Annotated in this window: 21 protein-coding genes; 6 read left to right on the top strand and 15 right to left on the bottom strand. The window is 43.3% G+C overall.

Going from position 1 to position 24,587, the window contains the following annotated elements; all coding sequences use genetic code 11:
- Positions 1 to 60 precede the first annotated feature (60 nt).
- Positions 61 to 669, top strand: coding sequence for a thiamine phosphate synthase (locus CGC64_RS12245; RefSeq protein WP_005676170.1), 609 nt, complete (start codon positions 61 to 63; stop codon positions 667 to 669).
- Positions 670 to 765: 96 nt separating this feature from the next.
- Here CGC64_RS12245 and CGC64_RS12240 read toward each other — a convergent pair whose 3' ends face one another.
- The 3 genes from CGC64_RS12240 to ppdK form a co-directional block, all read right to left on the bottom strand.
- Positions 766 to 1,329 carry a porin family protein gene (locus CGC64_RS12240; protein ID WP_005676171.1) on the bottom strand — a complete coding sequence of 188 codons (564 nt, stop codon included), beginning with the start codon at positions 1,327 to 1,329 and terminating at the stop codon, positions 766 to 768.
- Between the two features lie 195 nt (positions 1,330 to 1,524).
- Complete coding sequence (locus CGC64_RS12235) at positions 1,525 to 2,040, bottom strand: outer membrane beta-barrel protein (RefSeq protein ID WP_005676173.1); 516 nt, start codon at positions 2,038 to 2,040, stop codon at positions 1,525 to 1,527.
- Between the two features lie 244 nt (positions 2,041 to 2,284).
- Entirely contained in the window at positions 2,285 to 5,005 is a 2,721-nt protein-coding gene (gene ppdK / locus CGC64_RS12230) for a pyruvate, phosphate dikinase (protein ID WP_005676174.1), read from the bottom strand.
- A 247-nt stretch (positions 5,006 to 5,252) separates the two neighbouring features.
- Between ppdK and rlmD the strand changes: the two genes are divergently transcribed.
- The gene (rlmD, locus tag CGC64_RS12220; RefSeq protein WP_005676175.1) at positions 5,253 to 6,623 is read left to right on the top strand and encodes a 23S rRNA (uracil(1939)-C(5))-methyltransferase RlmD; all 1,371 of its coding nucleotides are present in this window, start codon (positions 5,253 to 5,255) and stop codon (positions 6,621 to 6,623) included.
- Between the two features lie 34 nt (positions 6,624 to 6,657).
- Positions 6,658 to 7,578 (top strand): RluA family pseudouridine synthase, encoded by a 921-nt coding sequence (locus CGC64_RS12215; protein ID WP_005676176.1) that lies wholly within the window; start codon positions 6,658 to 6,660, stop codon positions 7,576 to 7,578.
- An 80-nt stretch (positions 7,579 to 7,658) separates the two neighbouring features.
- On the opposite strand, the gene CGC64_RS12210 is transcribed toward CGC64_RS12215, so the two are convergent.
- Positions 7,659 to 8,057 carry a hypothetical protein gene (locus CGC64_RS12210; RefSeq protein WP_005676177.1) on the bottom strand — a complete coding sequence of 133 codons (399 nt, stop codon included), beginning with the start codon at positions 8,055 to 8,057 and terminating at the stop codon, positions 7,659 to 7,661.
- 112 nt (positions 8,058 to 8,169) lie between these two features.
- Between CGC64_RS12210 and CGC64_RS12205 the strand changes: the two genes are divergently transcribed.
- The 3 genes from CGC64_RS12205 (at position 8,170) to CGC64_RS12195 (ending at position 11,990) form a co-directional block, all read left to right on the top strand.
- Positions 8,170 to 9,804 carry a B12-binding domain-containing radical SAM protein gene (locus CGC64_RS12205; protein ID WP_005676179.1) on the top strand — a complete coding sequence of 545 codons (1,635 nt, stop codon included), beginning with the start codon at positions 8,170 to 8,172 and terminating at the stop codon, positions 9,802 to 9,804.
- A gap of 98 nt (positions 9,805 to 9,902) precedes the next feature.
- Positions 9,903 to 10,757 (top strand): type I methionyl aminopeptidase, encoded by an 855-nt coding sequence (map, locus tag CGC64_RS12200; protein ID WP_005676180.1) that lies wholly within the window; start codon positions 9,903 to 9,905, stop codon positions 10,755 to 10,757.
- The gene (locus CGC64_RS12195) at positions 10,758 to 11,990 is read left to right on the top strand and encodes a DNA recombination protein RmuC (protein ID WP_005676181.1); all 1,233 of its coding nucleotides are present in this window, start codon (positions 10,758 to 10,760) and stop codon (positions 11,988 to 11,990) included. It abuts the gene before it with no gap.
- 324 nt (positions 11,991 to 12,314) lie between these two features.
- Here the strand turns inward: CGC64_RS12195 and CGC64_RS12190 are convergent, their stop codons facing one another.
- From CGC64_RS12190 to pheT, 11 genes are all read right to left on the bottom strand, one after another.
- Positions 12,315 to 13,988: a M56 family metallopeptidase gene (locus CGC64_RS12190; protein ID WP_005676183.1), complete on the bottom strand. Its 1,674-nt coding sequence runs from the start codon at positions 13,986 to 13,988 to the stop codon at positions 12,315 to 12,317.
- 52 nt (positions 13,989 to 14,040) lie between these two features.
- Complete coding sequence (locus tag CGC64_RS12185; RefSeq protein ID WP_005676185.1) at positions 14,041 to 14,409, bottom strand: BlaI/MecI/CopY family transcriptional regulator; 369 nt, start codon at positions 14,407 to 14,409, stop codon at positions 14,041 to 14,043.
- A gap of 196 nt (positions 14,410 to 14,605) precedes the next feature.
- Complete coding sequence (locus CGC64_RS12180; protein ID WP_005676188.1) at positions 14,606 to 15,784, bottom strand: cation:proton antiporter; 1,179 nt, start codon at positions 15,782 to 15,784, stop codon at positions 14,606 to 14,608.
- A 142-nt stretch (positions 15,785 to 15,926) separates the two neighbouring features.
- Complete coding sequence (gene lepA / locus CGC64_RS12175) at positions 15,927 to 17,708, bottom strand: translation elongation factor 4 (protein WP_005676190.1); 1,782 nt, start codon at positions 17,706 to 17,708, stop codon at positions 15,927 to 15,929.
- A 127-nt stretch (positions 17,709 to 17,835) separates the two neighbouring features.
- Positions 17,836 to 18,036, bottom strand: a complete 201-nt coding sequence (locus tag CGC64_RS12170) for a winged helix-turn-helix domain-containing protein (protein WP_004295603.1) — start codon at positions 18,034 to 18,036, stop codon at positions 17,836 to 17,838.
- A gap of 153 nt (positions 18,037 to 18,189) precedes the next feature.
- Positions 18,190 to 18,651, bottom strand: a complete 462-nt coding sequence (locus CGC64_RS12165) for a C-GCAxxG-C-C family protein (RefSeq protein WP_005676197.1) — start codon at positions 18,649 to 18,651, stop codon at positions 18,190 to 18,192.
- Positions 18,638 to 19,426: an exodeoxyribonuclease III gene (locus tag CGC64_RS12160; protein ID WP_032855045.1), complete on the bottom strand. Its 789-nt coding sequence runs from the start codon at positions 19,424 to 19,426 to the stop codon at positions 18,638 to 18,640. Before CGC64_RS12160 ends, CGC64_RS12165 begins: the two co-directional genes overlap by 14 nt.
- Before the next feature lie 28 nt (positions 19,427 to 19,454).
- A complete protein-coding gene (locus CGC64_RS12155; protein WP_005676199.1) occupies positions 19,455 to 20,708 on the bottom strand; it encodes an Nramp family divalent metal transporter in 1,254 nt (417 codons plus the stop codon).
- A gap of 198 nt (positions 20,709 to 20,906) precedes the next feature.
- Positions 20,907 to 21,152, bottom strand: a complete 246-nt coding sequence (locus CGC64_RS12150; RefSeq protein ID WP_005676200.1) for a TIGR03905 family TSCPD domain-containing protein — start codon at positions 21,150 to 21,152, stop codon at positions 20,907 to 20,909.
- Positions 21,153 to 21,159: 7 nt separating this feature from the next.
- The gene (locus CGC64_RS12145) at positions 21,160 to 21,900 is read right to left on the bottom strand and encodes a YebC/PmpR family DNA-binding transcriptional regulator (RefSeq protein ID WP_005676202.1); all 741 of its coding nucleotides are present in this window, start codon (positions 21,898 to 21,900) and stop codon (positions 21,160 to 21,162) included.
- Positions 21,901 to 21,931: 31 nt separating this feature from the next.
- Positions 21,932 to 24,394, bottom strand: coding sequence for a phenylalanine--tRNA ligase subunit beta (gene pheT, locus CGC64_RS12140; RefSeq protein WP_005676203.1), 2,463 nt, complete (start codon positions 24,392 to 24,394; stop codon positions 21,932 to 21,934).
- Positions 24,395 to 24,587: the final 193 nt, after the last annotated feature.

Genomic DNA, 24,587 nt, shown 5'->3' with positions numbered 1-24,587 from the left:
GTTGGTTTCTGACATAGTTAATTATTAACTTTGCTAAACAATTCAATTTAGCAGAAAGAAATGAAACTAATTGTAGTTACCACCCCTACCTTCTTCGTTGAAGAAGATAAGATTATTACTGCTCTTTTCGAAGAGGGTCTGGATATTCTACATCTCAGAAAGCCGGAGACTCCGGCTATGTATTCAGAAAGACTACTGACACTTATTCCGGAAAAGTATCACCGCCGCATCGTGACACACGAACATTTTTATCTTAAAGAAGAATTTAATCTAATGGGGATTCATCTGAATGCACGTAATCCCAAAGAACCGCATGATTATGCGGGACATGTCAGTTGTTCCTGTCACTCTGTCGAGGAAGTAAAAAACAAAAAGCATTTTTATGATTATGTTTTTATGAGTCCTATCTACGACAGCATTTCTAAAGTGAATTACTACTCCACATATACCGCCGAAGAACTACGCGATGCACAAAGGACTAAGATTATTGACTCGAAAGTTATGGCATTAGGTGGTATAAATGCAGACAATTTACTGGAAATCAAAGATTTCGGATTTGGAGGAGCAGTAATATTAGGCGATCTTTGGAACAGGTTTGATGCATGTTCCGACCAAGACTATTTGGCTGTGATTGAGCACTTCAAGAAATTAAAGAAGTTAGCCGATTAAAAGAGGAGTTGATATTATCCGGATAAAGCGTAGATACGAAAAAAGCCGCTACAAATTATCTTCATAGCGGCTTTCTTTATTTGCCAATATTCTGTTTTAGAACTTATATCCTACAACAATAGAAAAGTTCATATTCTTCGGATTGCCCAACTTCTGTACATCTACCAAACCGAATTGTCCATCCAAACCTGCTATGATTCTACCAAATTCCAATGCTACGCCAACACCGAGACCTGCATCAAAACGCTTAAAATCCACACCATCATCACTAAACGTTTTCACACTTTCTCCGGCTATCTTCGTTTTTCCTGCAATACCGCATGCGAAATAAGGACCTGCATTCACTACTAAATTGGTATTATCAGCGACATTGAAACGAGCTGCTCCCATTATCGGCAGTTCCAGATAATAAGCATTGACAGTAAGCGCATCTTTCTTAGCACCTTTACCGGTCAAAAACAAAGAAGGTTGCAATGACCAGGTATCATCAAAGGCATATTCAAAACCTCCGCCAAGCTTGAAACCAACCTTAGCATTCATATCAAGATCACCTGTGTAATTACTGAAGTTCATACCAACTTTTGCATTCCAACCTGTAATTTGTGAAAAGCCCGCAACTGAAATCAGGGCAAACAAAACAAACAAAATACTCTTCTTCATAATTTTAAAGTTTTAAATTAATACTTAAAGTCTTTATGACCTCATTGTTTAACAATACAAATGTATGATTGTAATTTGTATTAAACAACTTTTTCGTTAACAAGTGCATAAATTATAGAGTTTATACATAAAGAAAGGGAATTCCCTATTTTTGGGAACTCCCTTTCCTATTTTTTGTTCGATTTTTCTTATCTATCAGAATGCGTAGTGGAAACCGATTGAAAGATCTTCGCTAGTAAGTTTAAGACCGAAAGAATCTCCGGGAGTGTTTACATTTCTGCGGTATCCCAAGAAACCATATTTAGCAATAAAAGAGAAATGATCGTTCAATTTTACAGCAATACCCGGTCTAAAACCAATCTGTCCTGCCTTGCTGGTATCTCCGTCTTTTACCTTCACAAAACCAATGGCAGCAGCTCCGTCCAAGAACAAACGAACAGCATCGTTTTGATAATAAGACCAACGGATATACGGAGCAACAGAGAATGCATTTGTTGATAAGCTTCCGTTATAGTCATGTGAATAATCCAATTCAGCACCTAACGCCCATGTTTCGTTAAAGTTATATCCGATTTCCGGAGCTACTTTAAAAGACGTAGTATTGCCTGTGCTGTTACGCCAAACGTTGAAAGATCCGCCTACGTAAATGTCTTGTGCTTTTACAGCGATAGCTGCCACCATAACAACTATCAATAATAAACCCTTTTTCATCTCATTTTTTTTAAATTAAACAATTAGACCCCACTCAGGTCTGTTTTTCGAGGTGCAAATGTAAAGCTGTTTTTAGGATTAAACAAACATTTAGTTAGTTTTTTATAATAAATACCAAGGATTTTCTCAGAAGCACCGGATATCAAAGCAAAAACAAAGACAAAATAAAATAGGCTGCGAATACTTTCACAAGTATTTACAGCCTATTTCTTTAGATAGTTAAGTACCTAACCAGTGTATTTAGCTATCCCTCAATAGCAGCCTGCGCCGCCGCCAATCTTGCAATAGGCACTCGGAACGGAGAGCAGCTAACGTAGTTCAATCCTACTCTGTGACAGAATTTCACTGAAGAAGGTTCGCCACCGTGCTCACCACAAATACCACATTTCAAGTCCGGACGAATTGCACGGCCTTTTTCTGTTGCCATACGTACCAACTGTCCCACACCATTCTGGTCGAGCACTTGGAACGGGTCTACTTTCAAAATCTTCTTTTCCAGATAAACAGGAAGGAAAGAAGCAATATCGTCACGAGAATAACCGAAGGTCATCTGTGTCAAGTCATTCGTACCGAATGAGAAGAATTCGGCAGAAGAAGCAATACGGTCTGCAGTTAACGCAGCACGCGGGATTTCGATCATTGTACCTACTTTAAAGTCAATGCTGTCTCCCAGTTCCTCAAACAACTTCGCTGCTTCCGTGCGAATCACATTTTCCTGTTCCTTAAATTCATATAAGATACCAGTCAACGGAACCATGATTTCAGGATGTGTTTCTACACCTTCTTTCTTCAATTCCAATGCAGCACCCAAGATAGCACGTGTCTGCATCTGAGTGATTTCAGGATAAGTATTTCCCAGACGGCAACCACGGTGACCCAACATCGGGTTATGTTCACACAGAGACTCTACACGCTGCTGGATATATTGCAGGCTTACACCCATTGTATCCGCCATTTCCTGTTGTCCTTTCAGATCGTGAGGAACAAACTCATGCAAAGGAGGATCGAGCAGACGCACTGTCACCGGACAACCTGCCATTGCCTTAAAGATACCCTTAAAGTCGGCCTGTTGATACGGCAGAATCTTAGCCAATGCCTTACGGCGTCCTTCCGCATCTTCTGCCAAGATCATTTCGCGCATTGCCTTGATCTTTTCCCCTTCAAAGAACATGTGTTCCGTACGGCAAAGACCGATACCCACAGCGCCGAAATTACGTGCTACTTCCGCATCATGAGGAGTATCCGCATTCGTACGCACTTGCAAACGGGTATATTTATCAGCAAGCGTCATCAATTCGGCAAAGTCACCGGAAAGCTCGGCAGCTTTCGTTTCTACTTTACCATTATATACTACACCCGTACTTCCGTTCAAAGAGATGTAATCACCTTCTTTCAGAACAACACCGTCAATTTCTACGGTACGAGCCTTATAATCAATATTCAAAGCACCTGCACCTGATACACAGCATTTACCCATACCACGAGCTACCACAGCAGCATGAGAAGTCATACCACCACGAGCGGTAAGGATACCCTCAGCAACTGCCATACCGGCCAAGTCTTCAGGAGAAGTTTCGATACGAACCATTACCACACGCTTGCCGGCAGCATGCCATTCGGCAGCGTCATCAGCAAAAAATACAATCTGACCGGTTGCAGCACCCGGAGAAGCCGGAAGACCACGGGTCAGGACTTTTGCAGCTTTCAAAGCGTCCTTATCAAATACCGGATGAAGAAGTTCGTCAAGTTTATTCGGTTCAACACGCATCAAAGCTGTTTTCTCATCAATCATGCCTTGGTGGAGCAAATCCATAGCAATCTTCACCATGGCGGCACCTGTACGTTTACCGTTACGAGTCTGGAGGAACCAAAGTTTACCTTCCTGTACGGTGAACTCCATGTCCTGCATATCCTTGTAGTGATTTTCCAGCTTAGTCTGAAGCGCATCCAATTCTTGATAGATTTCCGGCATGGCTTCTTCCATAGAAGGATATTTCGCAGCACGTTCTTCTTCGCTTACTCCGGCCAACTGTGCCCAACGTTGAGAACCGATCTTGGTAATCTGTTGCGGAGTACGGATACCGGCTACCACGTCTTCACCTTGTGCGTTAATCAGATATTCACCGTTGAAAAGGTCTTCACCCGTAGCAGCGTCACGTGAGAAACAAACACCTGTCGCAGAAGTATCGCCCATATTACCGAATACCATAGCCTGCACATTTACAGCTGTTCCCCATTCGTCAGGAATGCCTTCCATTTTACGATAAAGGATAGCACGTTCGTTCATCCATGAATCGAATACGGCGCAGATAGCTCCCCAAAGTTGCTCGTATGCACAAGTCGGGAAATCCTTTCCTGTCTGTTCTTTCACGGCAGCCTTGAACTTCTTGACAAGTTCTTTCAAGTCTTCCACTTCAAGTTCATTGTCTAGTTTTACGCCTTTCGCGTGTTTCACTTCTTCAATAATTTTCTCGAACGGGTCGATATCCTCTTTATTTGTAGGCTTCATGCCCAGTACAACGTCACCGTACATTTGTACGAAACGACGATAAGAGTCCCATGCAAAACGTGCGTTACCGGTCTTGCGGATAATACCTTCTACCACTTCGTCATTCAAACCCAAGTTCAGAATAGTATCCATCATACCAGGCATAGACGCGCGTGCACCCGAACGAACCGATACCAGCAACGGGTTGTCAATGTCACCAAATTTAGATTTCATCAACGCCTCTACATTAGCAATGGCTTTTACGACATCATCTTTCAGCAACTCAACCACTTTATCACGTCCTAATGTATTGTATTCTGTACAAACATCTGTTGTTATTGTAAATCCGGGGGGAACTGGAATTCCGATTAAATTCATTTCGGCAAGATTAGCACCTTTACCGCCTAACAAATTCTTCATGTCAGCTTTTCCTTCTGCCTGACCATTTCCAAAGGTATAAACTCTTTTTTTATCCATAATATTGTGTTTAAAGTTACATTATGACTTTTTTCTGTTCGCAAATCTAAGTATATTTCGCAAACCAGAAAACTTTTTGAGAAAAAACTTTCTATCAAAATGCAATTTCGACATTACAATCTGGAATATTTCTGCATACACGAAAATTTTCCAAAAAAAATACCTACTTTTGCAAAGTAATTATTAGACTGGTGTAAAAGTGGCAAGAAAGAAAAAAGAGCTTCCCTTATTGGAGAAGGTAACAATCATGGATGTGGCTGCCGAAGGAAAAGCCATTGCAAAAGTAAACGACCTGGTAATTTTTGTTCCTTACGTAGTGCCGGGTGATGTCGTAGACCTGCAAATCAAGCGTAAAAAAAATAAATATGCCGAAGCCGAAGCGGTAAAGTTCCACGAACTATCGCCCAATCGTGCAGTTCCTTTCTGCCAGCACTATGGTGTTTGCGGCGGCTGTAAATGGCAAGTGCTACCCTATCCGGAGCAGATCAGATACAAGCAAAAGCAGGTGGAAGACAACCTGAGACGTATCGGAAAGATTGAACTTCCGGAGATTTCGCCGATTTTAGGTTCCGCAAAAACAGAGTTTTACCGGAACAAACTGGAATTTACATTTTCCAACAAACGTTGGTTGACGAACGAAGAAGTCCGTCAGGATGTGAAGTATGACCAGATGAATGCAGTAGGTTTCCATATTCCGGGAGCATTCGACAAGGTATTGGCAATCGAAAAGTGCTGGTTGCAGGATGATATATCCAACCGGATTCGTAATGCGATACGCGATTATGCTTATGAGCATGACTACTCATTTATCAACCTGCGTACGCAAGAAGGTATGTTACGGAATATGATTGTCCGCACTTCCTCCACAGGTGAACTAATGGTAATCGTGATCTGCAAGATTACGGAAGATCATGAAATGGAACTGTTCAAGCAGTTGCTTCAATTCGTGGCAGATTCTTTCCCGGAAATAACTTCTCTCCTATACATTATTAATAATAAGTGCAACGATACGATCAATGATCTGGATGTGTATGTGTTCAAAGGAAACGATCATATCTTTGAAGAAATGGAAGGATTGCGTTTCAAAGTGGGACCGAAATCATTCTATCAAACAAATTCAGAACAGGCATATAATTTATATAAGGTAGCCCGCGAGTTTGCCGGACTGACCGGAAATGAACTTGTATATGACCTTTACACCGGAACCGGAACTATCGCCAACTTCGTATCACGCCGGGCTCGTCAGGTGATTGGTATCGAGTATGTGCCGGAAGCCATTGAAGACGCAAAGGTGAACGCAGAAATCAACGATATTAAGAATACCCTGTTTTATGCAGGTGACATGAAGGATATTCTGACTCAGGAATTTATCAACGAGCATGGACGTCCGGATGTTATCATCACCGACCCTCCTCGTGCAGGTATGCATCAGGATGTGGTGGATGTAATCTTGTTTGCCGAACCCAAACGAATTGTTTACGTAAGCTGTAATCCCGCCACTCAGGCACGTGACCTGCAATTACTGGACGAAAAATATAAGGTGAAGGCCGTGCAGCCGGTAGATATGTTCCCTCATACTCACCACGTGGAAAATGTGGTATTGCTGGAACTCCGATAATCTTTAATTGAATCGTTCTTAAAAGAAAAAAGAAATGGAAAAAAGACCGAGAAGAACTCCTGCTGAAAAAGCACGTGCACAATATACCAATTATGCAGTCAAAGAGCCAATGGAACTAATGGAGTTCCTGACTGCCAAAATGCCGGACGCAAGCCGTACAAAACTAAAGTCATTGCTCAGCAAACGAGTGGTATTGGTAGATAATGTAATAACCACGCAATTCAACTTTCCGTTGAAACCGGGAATGAAAGTTCAAATCAGCAAAGATAAAGGAAGGAAAGAATTTAATAACCGATTGCTGAAAATTGTGTACGAAGACGCATATATCATTGTGGTCGAAAAGATGCAAGGACTTTTGTCCGTCAATACGGAACGTCAAAAAGAGCGCACAGCCTATACCATACTTAATGAATATGTGCAACGTTCCGGACGTCAACACCGAGTGTACATTGTACATCGTCTGGACAGAGACACTTCCGGATTGATGATGTTTGCCAAGGACGAAAAGACACAACGTACTCTGCGCGACAACTGGCATGATATAGTGACCGACCGTCGGTATGTAGCCGTAGTAGAAGGAAGTATGGAAAAAGATTATGATACTGTTGTTTCCTGGCTGACGGACAAGACTTTATACGTAAGTTCCAGTGGATATGACGACGGCGGTTCAAAGTCTATCACTCATTATAGAACAATCAAACGTGCCAACGGATATTCTTTAGTGGAACTTGATTTAGAGACCGGACGTAAAAACCAGATTCGTGTACACATGCAGGATTTAGGACATCCGATTGCCGGAGACGGAAGATATGGAGGAGAAAATTACTCTAACCCGATCGGTCGATTGGCCCTTCATGCTTTCAAACTGTGTTTCTATCATCCTGTAACGGGAGATCTAATGGAATTTGAAACACCTTATCCGGGAGAATTCAAGAAGTTGTTTCTGAAAAAATAGAATAAATACAAGTTAAAAGAAAGGAGCTATACCATTTATACACAAGTATGGCTCCTTTCTATATCTATTATATTATTTTCTTATTGCATTCTCAACTCAATATATCCGAAAAACTCGCCATCAAGATATAGATCACCTCGCATATAACGTCCGCTCACACGAACACCTCTCACCTCACGCAGAGCAAAATCATAACCATAATCAAGGTATAAAGTTCCATAATCTACCCGCCAACGAAAAGGCAAGTCACCGGCAGAAGCGCCGTCATAATCATAGACCTGATAATCAATTCCCAAGCCGTTATTATCCAAGCGAATACCGCTTTCTATCGGATCTCTGTTAGTACCAAATCCCAAATCTCCAACCCATGTTCTCCCCATGAGGTCATCATAAATATCTTCATCATCCTCACATGAAGTAAAGCCGACAAGCAACGTCAGCATCAGCAGAAAACCTGCGTATTTTTTAATCAGTTTCATAATCTTCTAGTTTATTGCGTTTATAAATACAAATTTAGCGTTTTTATTTTACTATATGCTCCAAGCCATAAGTTTTTTGTACCTTTGTTCCCGATAATATTAAAAATTCTACATGAAACTTCTTTGGCTTGATTTAAATAGCTCCTATGCACACTCATCGTTGGCGCTCCCTGCATTACACGCCCAGATAGCAGACGACACTACTATTGAATGGTGTATAGTATCGGCAACCATAAATGAAAATACCGGAATGGTTGTCAGCCGGATTCACAAACACCGGCCGGACATCATTGCCGCCACCAACTGGTTATTCAATCACGAACAGTTGCTACACATCATATCCCGTGCTAAAGCATTACTTCCGCATTGCTGCATCGTACTCGGCGGTCCGGAGTTTTTGGGAAATAATGAAGCCTTTTTATATAAGAACAAATTTGTCAGCGGAGTGTTCCGTGGAGAGGGTGAAGAAGTATTCCCCCAATGGCTGAAAGTATGGAATCACAGTAAAGAAACATGGAAATCAATAACGGGACTTTGTTACTTGGATGAAAACGGTCGCTATCAGGACAATGGAATTGCCCGCGTCATGAACTTCTCTCAACTTGTTTCCCCCGAGAAAAGTTGTTTTTTTAACTGGAGTAAACCGTTTGTACAGTTGGAAACTACCCGAGGTTGTTTCAACACGTGTGCCTTTTGCGTCAGCGGTGGTGAAAAGCCGGTGCGTACCATTCCTTTGGAAGCTATCCGTGAACGTCTGAATGACATTCACCAGCATGGCATTAAGAACGTGCGCGTACTCGACCGTACTTTTAATTACAACAACAAACGGGCTAAAGAATTACTGGACTTATTCCGGCAATATCCGGACATCTGTTTTCATTTGGAGATTCATCCGGCTCTCCTTTCCGAAGAATTAAAACAGGAATTATCGGTCTTACCCAAGGGGTTATTACATTTGGAGGCCGGCATTCAAAGTTTAAAAGAGTCGGTTCTGCAACAAAGCCGCCGTATCGGAAAGTTATCCGACGCATTGGAAGGATTAAAATATCTCTGTTCACTAAAGAATATGGAAACGCATGCTGACCTCATAGCAGGTCTCCCACTCTATCACTTATCCGAGATATTCGAAGACGTCCGTACCTTGGCAGAATACGGTGCAGGAGAGATTCAACTGGAATCCCTAAAGTTACTTCCCGGTACCGAGATGCGGAGAAGAGCAGAAGAACTAGGCATTCAATACTCGCCCCTTCCCCCTTATGAAGTCCTCCAAACACGTGAGATTTCAGTAGACGAGTTACAGACAGCGCATTATCTATCCCGCCTGTTAGACGGCTTCTATAATACTCCTACCTGGCAAAACATCACCCGGATGCTTATTCTGGAAAATCCTCATTTCTTACATGAGTTGCTCGATCATTTAGTTCAGGCAGATATCATCGACACCCCGTTAAGTCTGGAAAGAAGAGGATTGATCCTATATAATTTCTGTAAAAATCATTATCCCGATTACTTGACTCAAGTCAGTATCGCATGGATCGAAGCAGGTATGTCATTAAAGAAAGTTCCCGCCGAAAAAGTCAGAACCAAACGGCAAGTTCCCCCGGAGAGTTGGGAAGTCATCTATGGCTCCTATCGGGAAAAACTACGTCTGTGTTTTCTCCCCGTTGATGAAGACGGACATGGCTACTGGTTCGGATTTGAGTCTGAAATCCAAAAGATAGAACCCGTATTCAAAGCTATTTCATAATGATGAATAATCTACAAGAAAAGTTTTAGAAGCCAAGGAGACACAACTTCCATTTTATTCTCTACCTTTGTAGAACGATTAAATAACATCATATAATAATGAAAAACTTTATCAAGGGATTCCGGTTTACCCCCTCCAATTATCCGGCAGCAGTAGAAGACAAAATACAGAAATATAGAAAACAAGGATACAAACTTCCGCCTCGTAAAGTGCTCCGTACCCCCGAACAACTGGAAGGAATACGTGAAAGTGCCAAAATCAACACTGCATTATTGGATCATATCGCGGAGAATATCCGTGAGGGAATGTCTACCGAGGAAATTGACAGACTAGTGTATGATTTCACGACCGGTCACGGAGCCGTTCCTGCTCCCCTCAATTACGAAGGATTCCCCAAGAGTGTCTGTACAAGCATTAACGACGTAGTATGCCATGGGATACCCAACAAGAATGAAATCCTGAAAAACGGAGATATTATCAATGTGGATGTCTCTACCATTTACAATGGATACTTCTCTGACGCCTCCCGCATGTTTATGATCGGCGACGTAAGCCCCGAAATGCGCAAACTGGTCCAAGTGACGAAAGAGTGTATGGAAATTGGTATTGCCGCTGCACAACCTTGGAAACAACTGGGCGATGTGGGTGCCGCAATTCAGGAACATGCCGAGAAAAACGGATTCAGCGTCGTGCGCGACCTCTGCGGACACGGTGTAGGCATGAAATTCCATGAAGAACCGGATGTAGAGCATTTCGGACGCCGGGGAACAGGCATGATGATCGTACCGGGAATGACTTTCACCATTGAGCCGATGATTAACATGGGAACCTATGAAGTGTTTGTCGACGAAGCTGACGGCTGGACTGTCTGCACAGATGACGGATTGCCCTCTGCCCAATGGGAGAATATGATTCTGATTACTGAAACCGGAAATGAAATCCTGACTTATTAAATGGAATCGATTTTACTTATTGTTATCGCCGTATTAGTGATAGTATTACTTGTACTATCACTAACGAAAGGCAACAACCAAAATCAAGCGGAACAACTGCAAGCAGCCTTACGGCAACAAATGCAAGAAAACCGGGAAGAACTGAACCGAAGTATCCGGGAGTTGCGCATGGAAATGACGCAAGTATTAAATCAGAATATGCAGCAACTCCAGGATGTCCTCCACAAGAATATGATGACCACAGGAGAATTACAACGGCAGAAATTCGACACAATGGCCCGCCAACAGGAAACACTGATTAAATCGACCGAGAAACGCTTGGATGATATGCGTCTAATGGTTGAAGAAAAGTTGCAAAAAACGTTGAACGAACGAATTGGGCAGTCATTTGAGATTGTCCGTTCGCAACTGGAAAATGTGCAGAAAGGTCTGGGAGAAATGAAATCTCTGGCCCAGGATGTCGGCGGACTGAAGAAGGTACTGAGCAACGTAAAAATGCGGGGAACATTCGGTGAGGTACAGTTAGGTGCATTACTGGAGCAAATGATGAGCCCGGAACAATACGACGCCAATGTCAAAACGAAGAAAAGCGGAACGGAGTTTGTAGAATTTGCTATCAAACTGCCGGGAAAAGACGATGTGAACAGCACGGTCTATCTCCCGATTGATGCCAAATTCCCCAAAGACATATACGAACAGTATTACGATGCTTTCGAAGCGGGAGATACCGCTTTGATCGAATCGTCCGGCAAACAACTGGAAAACACCATTAAGAAAATGGCAAAGGATATTCACGACAAATATGTCGACCCTCCTTTTACCACAGATTTCGCAATCATGTTTTTACCGTTCGAAAGTATCTATGCAGAAGTTATCCGGCGGACAAGCCTTGTCGAAACACTTCAGAAGGAATACAAAATCGTCGTAACAGGCCCGACTACTTTAGGAGCCATTCTGAACAGCCTTCAAATGGGTTTCCGTACCTTAGCCATTCAGAAACGTACCGGAGAAGTCTGGACTGTATTGGGAGCTGTAAAAACCGAATTCAGCAAATTCGGCGGACTGCTTGAGAAAGTACAAAAGAACCTGCAAAATGCCGGTGACCAGCTTGAAGAAGTTATGGGCAAACGAACCCGTGCTATCGAACGAAAGCTACGTCAAGTAGAACAATTACCACATGAAGAAAGCCGGAAAATACTTCCAATCGAAGAAGACGGGGAACTATTTGACTAATCCGAAAAAAATAGCGCTAAAACGAATTTGTTAGGAATATCTTTCTTGAATGCTAGAGGGCGTGTCTAATAAGTCGGGGTGGTAGGTAGATGCACAATGCTGATAATAAACAATTCATGCATTCACCTACCACCTCCCCCTACGGGTACTCCTCCTTCCTGAAGGAGGAGAGTTTTAAATACTACCGACTTGTCATTCTGTTATTACTCCAGTAGTCTCTAACTATGCAGTCTCTAAACTATGCAGTCTCTAACTTTGCGATCTCTAACTTTGCGATCTCTAACTATGCAGTCTCCAACTATTATCAGTGGAGAAATAAGTATTTTATTGATAGTTCAACTTTAACAAATAATTATTCCGGAGAACTGTCTTCACATCGGTCACTATCCCCATTTCACATCCCTTATCCACCTTCATACTGACAGTAATCTCATTCTTCTTATCTCCCTGTAATGTACAGAAATCTTTCAAATCTCTCTCCAATTCAGCCAGAGTAAAATTCGTTATTTCTTTCTCTACTTTGCCTGCGGCAGAGAGTAATTTAAGATGAATGCCGGTAATCTTCATTGTAGTAGAATTATTATATGGATTTTTCTTTCTATCCTTGATAGAAATATCGCCATAACCAATCAAAATAGGAAATTCTTTATCAAGGTATTCCTTACTGTTATTTCCCGATGTTTGGGCAATATCAGCCCGAATTTCAACAAAAGCATCCCGCATAACAGACAACAAATCTTTTACCTGTTCTTTAGGAGTATCAGGAGAAAACAAGATCCCTCCCACTTGATCCTCTGCACTGTTATACTTTTCTTTTGCCAGGCGCTTATGTTCCACCATTGTTTTTTTAAGTACCTCTTTCAGGACTTCCTTAGCAATCGTTTTATTGTTCAAAGTCAATTGTCCATTAGCATCTACTTTTACGATATGCGTCTGTCGCTCCCGAATCTTATATTTCAGCTCCGCATTCTTAGGAGAACGATTATAATATGCCTCCATTTCATCATCAACAAACTTGAAGATATCCTGATCTTCTCCGGTTTTTGATTGCAATACTTCCCGGACCGTATTTAGTCCTAAGTCTTCTTTCACTTCCGGCTGTGCAAACGCATAAAGCGCTCCACCCATTACAGGCACCACAAACAATAGTTTCAACCGTGCCCACCGATTGGTTCTTTCTTTTAACATCATAGTAATACGTTTTTTAAGTTTAGAGTGATTAAAACCGTTGGCCATAGAGTAGAGCCTTGTACCAACAGCTTTTTTCACCAATAAAAGTTGATATCTCGTTGCATCAATGCCTGTATTAAGCACCCCATTATCCGCTTCAAACTCATGTACTTCCTGCAATTCCCGTTTCAGCAGCCAAATGGCCGGGTTGAACCAATAAAGAATTAACAAACACTGCATACATAATAAATCGAGTGTATGCCGATAACGTAAATGCATCGTCTCATGGAGTAAGATCCCGTCTGTCGACTGTTGTGAGTAGTCGGATACGGAAACAACAATATATTTTCCCCAGCAAAAAGATGAAATAGGTTCCGATACTACAATCAGTTTATACTTCCCATAGGAGCGCCTCTTTCCGTTCCGTATAAGCTGGAACATCCGATAAAAGGAAAGCAAAATCCTGCACAAAACAAACAGCCCGCCTGCCAGATAAACATATCCCAAAGCAATAGGACACCAATTTATAGCCTGCATATTTCCGGTTTCGTCCACTTGCGGCCGAACCCAAAACATTGTGTCCCAAAATATGCCGTCCGCCTGCTCAACAAAAATCTCCTGAATCGTTTGTAAAGGAACAGTTAAAAATGTCTCCTCTTGAGTGGTAAATTCTATCAAAGGGAGAAACATACATCCTATGATCCCCGCCAATATAGTCACCCGGTTGAAGCGAAAAAAAGTAGTTCCGCTCATTAATAATTTAAAGAGCAGATAGAATATTATCAGGTAACATCCGGATTTCAACAGATAAAACAATAAGTCTCCCATAGTAATGACATCTTTTTATCAATAGTGCGTTTCCCAACTATTATTGCAAAAACTATTTTTCGTTTTTCCCTCGTTGAATCTGGTCAATGAGTGCTTTAAGCTCATCAACAGACAATCCTTCTTCTTCAATAAAAGAAGACACAACATTGACATACGAATTATTATAGTATTGAGAAATCACTTCTTTAAGAGCAGAACTTTTATACTCCTTCTCCGAAACAAGTGCATAATATTGATAAGTATTTCCATAAGGCGTATAACCTACGAATCCTTTCTCCTCCAACCCGCGCACAAGAGTGGAAACGGTATTATAATGCGGTTTGGGATCTTCATAATAAGCTAATAGTCCGCGAACAAACATCGGGCCGTTTTCCCAGAAAATACGCATTATTTCTTCTTCTTTTGCTGTCAATCGTTTCATACATTTCTATATTTTCGGTTTAACTCACCAAGTATAACGCCACAAATATAGTATTTAATATCGAACAAACAACTAAAAGATGCAGTTATTCAACTAAAGAAAACAGTTATTTAACTATTCTTATTAGTAGATCAGTTCCATACCCTATTATTTCCATATAATAACTACCGGAAATAATAGGGTATAGAGAGTTTATTTAATCAGTATAGCTCCTTAAAGCCAGTTTTTTCACCCAAAGAACAAATATTCCGGTCAAAATCAAGTTCAGTACTAAAGTAAGTACAGAAATTACCAATGCCGGACCTCCCAAATTATATCCCAATGCGATAAAAATAATTCCGGCCCCCACTTCACCACGGGTAAACATACCGATAGAAAGTGCCAGTCGTTCACTCAGCTTCCGGTCACGATAGAAAAACATAGGACATAACTTTCCCACGTTCGACAACAAAGAAACAATTACCACATGAAACAGAATCATCCCCCACGACATCATTTCCTGGGAACCTGTCACCGAATATGCCCCCGAGTGCGTTTCCGCAAAATTGACTCCGATAAAATGAGGCATACTCATTCCTACCAGGAACATAAAGAAGAAAGAGATTCCGGTAGAAACTCTCCGTTCCACAGGCGTGTCATGTTCCTTATGCTTCATAATCATACCCAATACAAATGCCGGAAGCAGCACCTCAATATGGATACTTCCCGCCTCTCCGTACAGCTCCTTGCTACCGAGATAGAGTATCTGCGTAGCCAGAAATATGATAACCGAATAGAACAGGATCGCTTTCCAGTCCTGACGCCAGTCGTATTTATTCAACTGTTGCCAACCGGCGGCCAACAGCATAAACACAATCACCACGACAATAATCAACTGCCAGCGCAATCCGATCATCATGATCTGGAGAGGAATCATCAGGATGATCGTATCCAAATCATCGAAAATAGCCAATACCTGAATCTTCTTATAAATCCAACTGGACTTCAGCCCGATAGCGGCGAGCATGGTAAACAAGATTCCCGCTGATGTCGGAGCGGCAAAACGGCTCAACAGCAGGTTCTCTTTCCATGCCTCCCAACTATTCCAATAGTCAGGCGGAAGCAAGATAAACACATAGTAGATAGCAATCATAAACCAAGGCAAAGCAGCAGTAGCCATTGCTATAAAATAATCCTCGGCATAACTTTTCCAGCGGGACTTGTCGAGCACAAATTCCCGGCCTACATTAATCATTATAAAACTAAGACATACATAGAGTAGTATATTCGATATGGACTTCACGGTTCCATACCCCTCACCTGCTATCACCGGCAGGAATTGCGATACGACGAGCCCCAACATCAGGAAGCCCGAAAAAGACAGAACTTTTCTCATATTTCTAGTTGTTTTTTCTCCAAAAGTGATTGCCAAGGAAAGCTCTGCAGACAGAAAGCAATCACCTGGTGTATTAAAAAACTAACCGCAAGGCAATTTGTTCAGAAAACCTCTCTGAAAAAACTGCTTGCGGTTCTTTTTTTTAATCCAGTTTTAATACTGCGAGGAAGGCTTTCTGCGGCACTTCCACGTTGCCAATTTGTTTCATTCGTTTTTTACCTTTTTTCTGCTTTTCAAGCAGCTTGCGCTTACGGCTCACGTCACCGCCATAACATTTGGCAGTCACATCCTTGCGAACCGCCTTAATCGTTTCGCGGGCAATAATTTTCGCCCCGATAGCGGCTTGAATAGCAATCTCAAACTGCTGGCGGGGAATCAGTTCCTTCAACTTCTCACACATCCGGCGTCCCATATCATACGCATTGTCAAAGTGGATCAGTGTAGAAAGCGCATCCACAGGCTCACCATTCAGCATGATATCCAGTTTGACCAGTTTCGAGGGACGGAAACCGTTCGGATGATAATCGAACGACGCATATCCTTTCGAAATACTTTTCAGGCGGTCATAGAAGTCAATCACAATTTCCCCCAAAGGCATATTGTAATATATCTCCACCCGGTTGCCGGAAATATATTCCTGTTTAAGCAGTTCCCCGCGCTTGCCCAGACAGAGCGTCATGATCGGACCTATATAATCGGTCGTTGTAATAATAGACGCTTTGATATACGGTTCTTCAATGTGATCTATCAACGTCGGATCAGGCATACCACCGGGGTTATGCACCTCCTTCATATTGCCTTGCTTGTCATATATATTGTAAGATACGTTAGGCACCGTAGTAATCACATTCATATCAAACTCACGGTCAAGACGTTCCTGCACAATCTCCATGTGAAGCAACCCGAGAAAACCGCAACGGAAACCGAAGCCCAACGCCAACGATGATTCGGGCTGGAAAGTCAAGGAAGCGTCGTTCAACTGCAATTTCTCCAGAGAAGCACGCAAGTCTTCAAAATCTTCCGCCTCAATCGGGTAGACCCCGGCGAACACCATAGGCTTTACTTCCTCAAAACCCGCAATCGCCTTGTCACACGGACGAGCCACATGGGTAATGGTATCTCCCACCTTTACCTCTTTCGAAGTCTTGATACCGGAAATGATATAGCCTACATCTCCCGTGCGAAGTTCATTCCGGGGAACCAGTTCCATTTTCAGCACCCCCACCTCATCGGCGTCATACTCCTTGCCGGTATTGAAAAACTTCACTTTGTCACCTTTACGGATCACTCCGTTCTCAATCTTGAAATAAGCGATAATTCCACGGAAAGAGTTGAATACAGAGTCGAAAATCAAAGCCTGTAACGGTGCTTCCTCATCCCCTTCGGGATGCGGGATACGTTCGATAACGGCTGCCAGGATTTCTTCCACTCCCATACCCGTCTTACCGGATGCGCGGATAATTTCTTCCCGCTTGCAACCCAGCAGTTCCACAATCTCATCCTCCACTTCCTCCGGCATGGCACTGGCCATATCGCATTTGTTGATAACGGGAATAATCTCAAGGTCGTGTTCAATAGCCATATACAGGTTGGAGATCGTCTGTGCCTGTACTCCCTGCGATGCATCGACAATCAGCAATGCACCTTCGCAAGCGGCAATGGAACGGGACACCTCATACGAAAAGTCCACGTGCCCCGGAGTATCAATCAGGTTGAGTACATACTTCTCCCCCTTATAGTTATACTCCATTTGGATAGCATGGCTTTTGATCGTGATCCCTCTTTCCTTCTCCAAGTCCATATCATCAAGCATCTGCCCCGTGGTCACCTGAATGGTGTTGGTAAACTCCAACAAGCGGTCGGCCAGGGTTGACTTACCGTGGTCGATATGAGCAATAATGCAAAAGTTGCGTATATTCTTCATGCTGAATTCTTATTATTTTATCTTTTTGGTGTGCAAAGATACGTAAATGGCGGAATATAAAAAAATGCGTTGATAACATTATGACAATGTACCAACGCATTTTTTTATTGCTTAAGTGATTGCTCGCTTAGATCAATTTGATGAAGAGTTCACCTTCCACTTCTTCCACAGAGACTTTGTCTTCTCTCAATAACCAGCCAAGTCCGAGGAACAAATCTTTGTCAACCAATTTAGTTGCTTTTTTCAATTGCTTGGCAGTCATTCCTTCTGTTTCGTTCAGTGCATTCCAGATAGTACCTGCGATTACACCTGCTTTTTCTTTCAACATTTGCTTTGAAATTTTAGTTAGACATGCTTCAAATCATCTTGTCCGACGACTTTCAGATTTTATTTCGGGGACAAAGATAGATATTTTTATGTTATAGAACACTTTATTGAGTGTTTTTTTACTGATTTTGTAATAAAAAAAGCATTTTTTCCTTCATTTAGGGTGTTTTTCGAGATATTCCACCCAGATTCTTGCCGCTTCTTCCACCATTTTTGCGCACGGGCGTTTGCTATAATACTGAGCTGTACGTTCTTCCGGAATAGTGGAAACCGGTTCTTTTTTCTTTAATCCCAACAATTCCGCACAAATCAGAGAGCCGTTACGTTTTTTAAATTCGGCTGCCAGTTCCTGCACTACCGCATAATTGGCAGCTTTTCCTTCCCGGTCTGCCGCCTCCGTAGCCCCCGTTTTCAGGCCGGCCACCAGAAACAACCCGCACGCAGCCCCGCACGTCTCGCGCATGCGTCCTATTCCTCCGCCGAAAGAGGCAGCCATACGCAATGCCTGTTCCTGTGTAAATCCGTACATATCGGCAAAAGCAGCCACAACAGACTGTGAGCAATTGTATCCGCTCTTAAAAAGCTCCACCGCTTTTTGTATTCTATCTTCTTCCATAAACTATTTCGTGTTTTTTTATTTCCAACATCATCGGACAGTGGTCCGAATGCATGGCGTCATTCAAGATACGTGCGCTCATCAGTAACGGGCGGACCGGTTCACTGGCCATGCAATAGTCGATTCTCCAACCCTTATTCTTGGCACGCGAGTTAAAACGGTAACTCCACCAGGTATACTCCTGTTTTTCCGGATAAAGCATACGGAACGAATCAATGAATCCCGCTGCAAGGAAACGGGTCATCCATTCCCGTTCTTCGGGAAGGAAACCACTGTTCTTTGCGTTCCGGACAGGGTCATGAATATCAATCGGCTCGTGGCAAATATTATAATCACCGCAAAGAATCAGGTTCGGACGAGACTTCTGCAACTCCAGCACATACTTCTGAAAGTCTTCCAGCCACACCATTTTAAAAGCCTGACGCTCATCCCCGCTTGTCCCCGAAGGATGATAAACACTGACCACGGACAAATCTCCAAAGTCCGCACGTATAAAACGCCCCTCATTGTCGTATGCCTCCATACCCATTCCGTACTCCACGTGATCCGGTTCCTGCTTCGTAAGTAAAGCCACTCCGCTATATCCTTTCTTTTGTGCCGAATACAGATAGGACTTATAGCCCAATGCTTCGAACACCTCTACCGGATACTGGTCCGGTTGCAGTTTTGTCTCTTGCAGACAAAGAATATCGGGATTCTCCTGCTCCAGCCATTCCGGCAGTCCTTTAGATACGGCAGCACGAAGCCCGTTTACATTATAAGTAATAATCTTCATCATTCTATATTTTTAATTCATGTTCATTTCAGGAGAATAGCAGCATGATGTTCAGTACCGATACTATAATCGCAATGGCATACAGCACAAATGTGCTCCAACGGCTATTGACATACTCTCCCATTACCTTCCGCGAGGAGGTCAGCCCCACTTGCAGGAATACCGTGAAAGGCAATTGGATGCTGAGTATCATCTGCGAAATAATCAGTCCTTTAAAAGGATCTCCGATAAAGAAAATCAACAACAGGGCAATTCCCAAAGACAAGAGCACGCCTACCTGCGAGTGACTGTCCTTGATATGATAAGACTCGCCGAAAATACCGGCAAAGATAGAACCTGCCGCCATTCCGCTTGTGATAGTGGACGAAATGCCCGCCATAAGCAAAGCCAGTGCAAACACGATTGCCGCATTACTTCCCAACAGCGGTTCCAGCAATGACTGAGCCTGTTGCAATTCCTCCACCTGAATGCCGCTTTTAAAGAAGGTGGCAGCCGCCAGCAGAATCATCGCGCTATTGATAGCCCAGCCCACAATCATTGAAAAAAGCGTATCAAACAACTCGTATTTCAACACCTTCTTGATAGAGGCGTCATCTTTTTTATTGTACTCGTGGCTCTGTATCACTTCCGAATGCAGGAACAGGTTATGCGGCATTACCACCGCTCCCAGTACGCTCATAATAATCAGCATACTTCCTTTCGGGAAAGCCGGAGTGACCCACCCCACCGTTGCGGCCGGCCAGTCAATATCCACCAGAAACAACTCATAAATAAACGACAGCCCGATCACCGAGACGAATGCGATAATGGAACGCTCGATCTTTTTGTAAGAGTTGGTGAAAAGCATAATGGAGACAAAAAGCGTTGTCAGCACAGCCCCCCATATAATAGGAATATCCAACAACATTTCCAATGCAATGGCACCGCCCAGGATTTCCGCCAATGAAGTGGAAATGGAAGCCAGCACCGCCGTTCCGAGTATAGGACGGGATACCCATTTGGGAGTGTATTTAGTGGCCGCTTCCGAGAGGCAGAGCCCGGTGACAATCCCCAGGTGGGCAACATTATGTTGAAGAACGATCAGCATGATAGTAGACAGGGTGACCACCCAAAGTAACGAATACCCGAATTCAGAACCTGCGGCAAAATTGGAAGCCCAGTTTCCCGGATCAATAAAACCCACAGTAACCAAAAGTCCCGGTCCGATGTATTTAAAGAGATCCAGTCCGCCCAGATATCGCTTATGATCTTTTCGTTTTAAGTCTTGAAAAATATTCTTCATCTTTGCATAATAGTTTATCCAGTACAAATATACTTATAAAGTAACGATTGACAATCCATTTTAGTTCAAAATACCGACAAATTCGGAGAAGAACCGAAAGACATACAGAAGCTTTTTGCCGAACAATAAAAGAAGCCCCCGGCAAAAACAATTTGCCGAAGGCTTACAATCAACTATTAAGAACAAAAAAATTGTCAATCAATATCCCATTTCATGCAATGCACGGCATAGTTGGTCGGGACAAGACGTCGGTCTGCCACCGCAACGAACCCCTTCAAGTTTCTTTATCACTTCTTCTACCTTCATGCCTTTCACCAGGCGTGAAATTCCTTGAAGATTACCGTTACATCCTCCCCAGAAGGCCACCTCTTTCACTACACCGTCTTCCACGTTCAGTTCGATGTTCGTGCTGCAAGTCCCCTGAGTTTTATAAACATATTCCATGGCCTGTTTATTCTTCTTCTCCGCCTTCCGGTTTCATGTTCGTATAAACAGTCTGCACATCGTCAAACTCTTCCAGACGTTCGATCATCTTATCCAAAGTTTCACGTTGTTCCGGCGTCACGTCTTTCAAGTCGTTCGGGATATAAGTAAAGTCTCCACCGACATCTTCGAATCCGCATTCTTCCAGATGTTTCTGGATAGCGGCATAGCTTTTCGGATCTCCGTAGATCGTGATTGTACCTTCCTCATCATCCTGTTCGTACTCATCTTCCACGTCGTAGTCAATCAGGTCAAGGATCAATTCTTCCATATCCATGCCCTCCTTGATTTTGAAAGTGAACATACACTTATGGTCGAAAAGGAAAGCCAGAGAACCCATAGTTCCGAGGTTACCGCCGAATTTATTGAATACGGAGCGTACATCAGCCACCGTGCGGGTTGTATTATCAGTCAGCGTATCCACAAAAACAGCAATTCCGTGAGGACCGTATCCTTCGTAAGTCATGCTCTTGTAGTCGCTCTGGTCTTTACCCAATGCGTTTTTGATAGCACGTTCGATATTGTCTTTCGGCATATTCTCACGCTTACAAGTAGCAATTACCGAACGCAATGTCGGGTTATTTTCAGGTTCCGGACCACCAGCCTTCACAGCAATGGCAATCTGTTTACCCAGTCTTGTAAATGTTTTAGCCATGTGGCCCCACCGTTTCAACTTTGCGGCTTTTCTATATTCAAATGCTCTTCCCATTGGTTTATATTTTTAGATTGAAATTTAAAGTTTATCTAAGTTTAGCACCCAGTTTATCTTCCAGATTCTTCACCAGTTTCGACATAATCTTATCAATCATCTTGTCGTTCAGAGTCTGGCTTTCATCCTGAAGCAGGAAGCTGACTGCATACGATTTCTTGCCCGGTTCCAGGTTCTTGCCTTCGTATACGTCAAAGAGTTCCACTTCTTTCAGCAACTTTTTCTCCGTATCATAAGCGATCTTCTCGATTTCGGCAAACTGCACATTCTTGTCAAGCAACAATGCCAGGTCACGTTTCACGGCCGGGAACTTGGATATTTCCTTGTAGCTGATCTTCACCGAACGGATCGCTTTCATCAGCTCCTTCCAGTTCAAGTCAGCATAATATACTTCATTGTCAATATCAAATGCCTTCAGCAGTTTCTTAGTCACCACGCCGAACGATGCGAGACGCTTGCCTCCCTTGGTATGTACAGAAAGTGCCGCAGCAAAAATGTCATCAGTCAGATTACCTACAACCAGATTGTGCAAATCCAGTCCCAAGCGTTTCAGGATATTCTCCACGTAAGCTTTCAGTTCATACACCGAACTGCTCTCATCCGGATGTGCCCACGAGTTAACCACCTTCTTGCCGGTCACCCATAAGCCCAGATGATAGTCTTCCGTATAAGGAGCCAACACCTTTTCCGGATTCTTCTTGTCGGCATCGAAATAGTAGCAGTTACCGAATTCAAAGAATTTCAGATCCGCATTCTTGCGGTTGGCATTATGCGCAATGCTTTCCAGTCCGCCGAACAACAAAGTCTGGCGCATACAGTTCAAGTCCGCACTCAACGGATTCAGCAACATCACCAGGCGGTTGGACGGATAAGCTTCCAGTCCGTCATAATAAGCGGCGCGAGTCAGCGAGTTATTCAATATTTCATTGAATCCGCAACCCACGAGTTGCTCTGCAACCAGGTTCTGCAATTTATTTGATTTATCATTTTCGCCTTTTGTAGTCAGGCTCGACTTCAGCGTAGACGGAATTTCCACATTATTATATCCGTAGATGCGGAGAATATCTTCGATTACGTCACAATCACGCTGCACGTCCACACGATAAGGAGGAACCGACAATGTCAGCCCTTCGGCAGTTTCGTTGGTGATCTTCATTTCGAGGCTGGTTACAATACTCTTGATTGTTTCCACCGGAATCACTTTACCTACCAGTGAATGCACCTTCCCGTAATTCAGTTCCACTACGAAATCCTTCGCAGGAGCAGTAAACACATCTTTAATTTCAGAAGAGATCGTGCCTCCTGCCAATTCTTTCACCATGATAGCAGCCAGTTTCAGGCAGTATATCACTCCGTTCGGGTCGATACCACGTTCGAAGCGGAAAGAAGCGTCCGTATTCAGTCCGTGACGGCGGGCAGTCTTGCGCACCCATGTCGGGTGGAAATAGGCGCTCTCGATGAACACATCCGTCGTAGCTTCGGTAGAACCGGAATCCAGTCCGCCGAACACACCGGCAATGCACATCGCTTCTTCTTTATTGCAGATCATCAGGTCGCGTTCGTTCAACTTGCGTTCCACTTCGTCCAGTGTGACGAACGGAGTACCCTCGGGCATTGTCTTCACAATCACCTCGTTGCCTTTTATCTTGCCTGCATCAAAGCAGTGCAACGGCTGACCGAAAGCATGAACGATATAATTGGTGATATCCACTACATTATTAATAGGACGCACGCCGATCAGACGCAGTTTATTCTGCAACCATTCGGGGCTTTCCTTCACGGTCACTCCTTTCACGGTCACACCGGCATAATGCGGGCAAGCCTCGCTGTTCTCTACTGTGACTTCAATATCCAGATCGTGGTTTTCCACCTTGAAGGCGTCTACCGAAGGACGTTGCAGAGTAGCCTGTTTGCCGTTCTGAATGAGATAAGCATACAAGTCGCGGGCTACGCCATAGTGTGAGCACGCATCAGCACGGTTGGGCGTGATGTCCACTTCGAGCACGTAGTCGCTCTTGATATTATAATAATCCTTGGCGAGCGTACCCGGAACAGCTTCTGCCGGCAAAACGATAATGCCCGCATGGTCCGTACCGATACCGATTTCATCTTCGGCACAGATCATGCCGGTAGATTCCACCCCACGGATTTTTGATTTTTTGATCGTAAAACATTCGTCACCGTCATAGAGTTTCGTACCTAAGGTAGCCACTACTACTTTTTGTCCGGCAGCCACATTCGGGGCTCCGCAAACGATTTGTACCGGTTCGCCGTCTCCCAGGTTGACAGTCGTAATGTGTAAATGATCAGAGTTAGGGTGTTCAACGCAAGTCAGCACTTCGCCGATTACAAGCCCTTCCAAACCGCCTTTAATGGTTTGTACTTCTTCCACACCACCTGTTTCCAGGCCGATTGATGTCAGCGCAGCCGCCGTTTCATCAGGCGTCAAATCGAAGTTGACATACTCTTTCAGCCAGTTATAAGAGATATTCATATAATTAATTTTTTATTGTTTCTCAAAAAGATTTGCAAAGTTAATAAGTTTTTTCGGTTGACCGAAAAGGTTTGAAAGAAAATTGAGAGTTATTTCACCACAGAGTAACACTGCCTGCCGCATGGTTTCCCCTCTTTCCGGAAGAAGGGGTGGCTGAAAGCCGGGGTGGTAGGTAGAAACATGGTATATTCCT

Source organism: Bacteroides caccae (assembly GCF_002222615.2).
Lineage (GTDB): Bacteria > Bacteroidota > Bacteroidia > Bacteroidales > Bacteroidaceae > Bacteroides > Bacteroides caccae.
The sequence above is the reverse complement of the archived record's forward strand: the minus strand, read 5'-3'. Positions and strand labels throughout refer to the sequence as shown.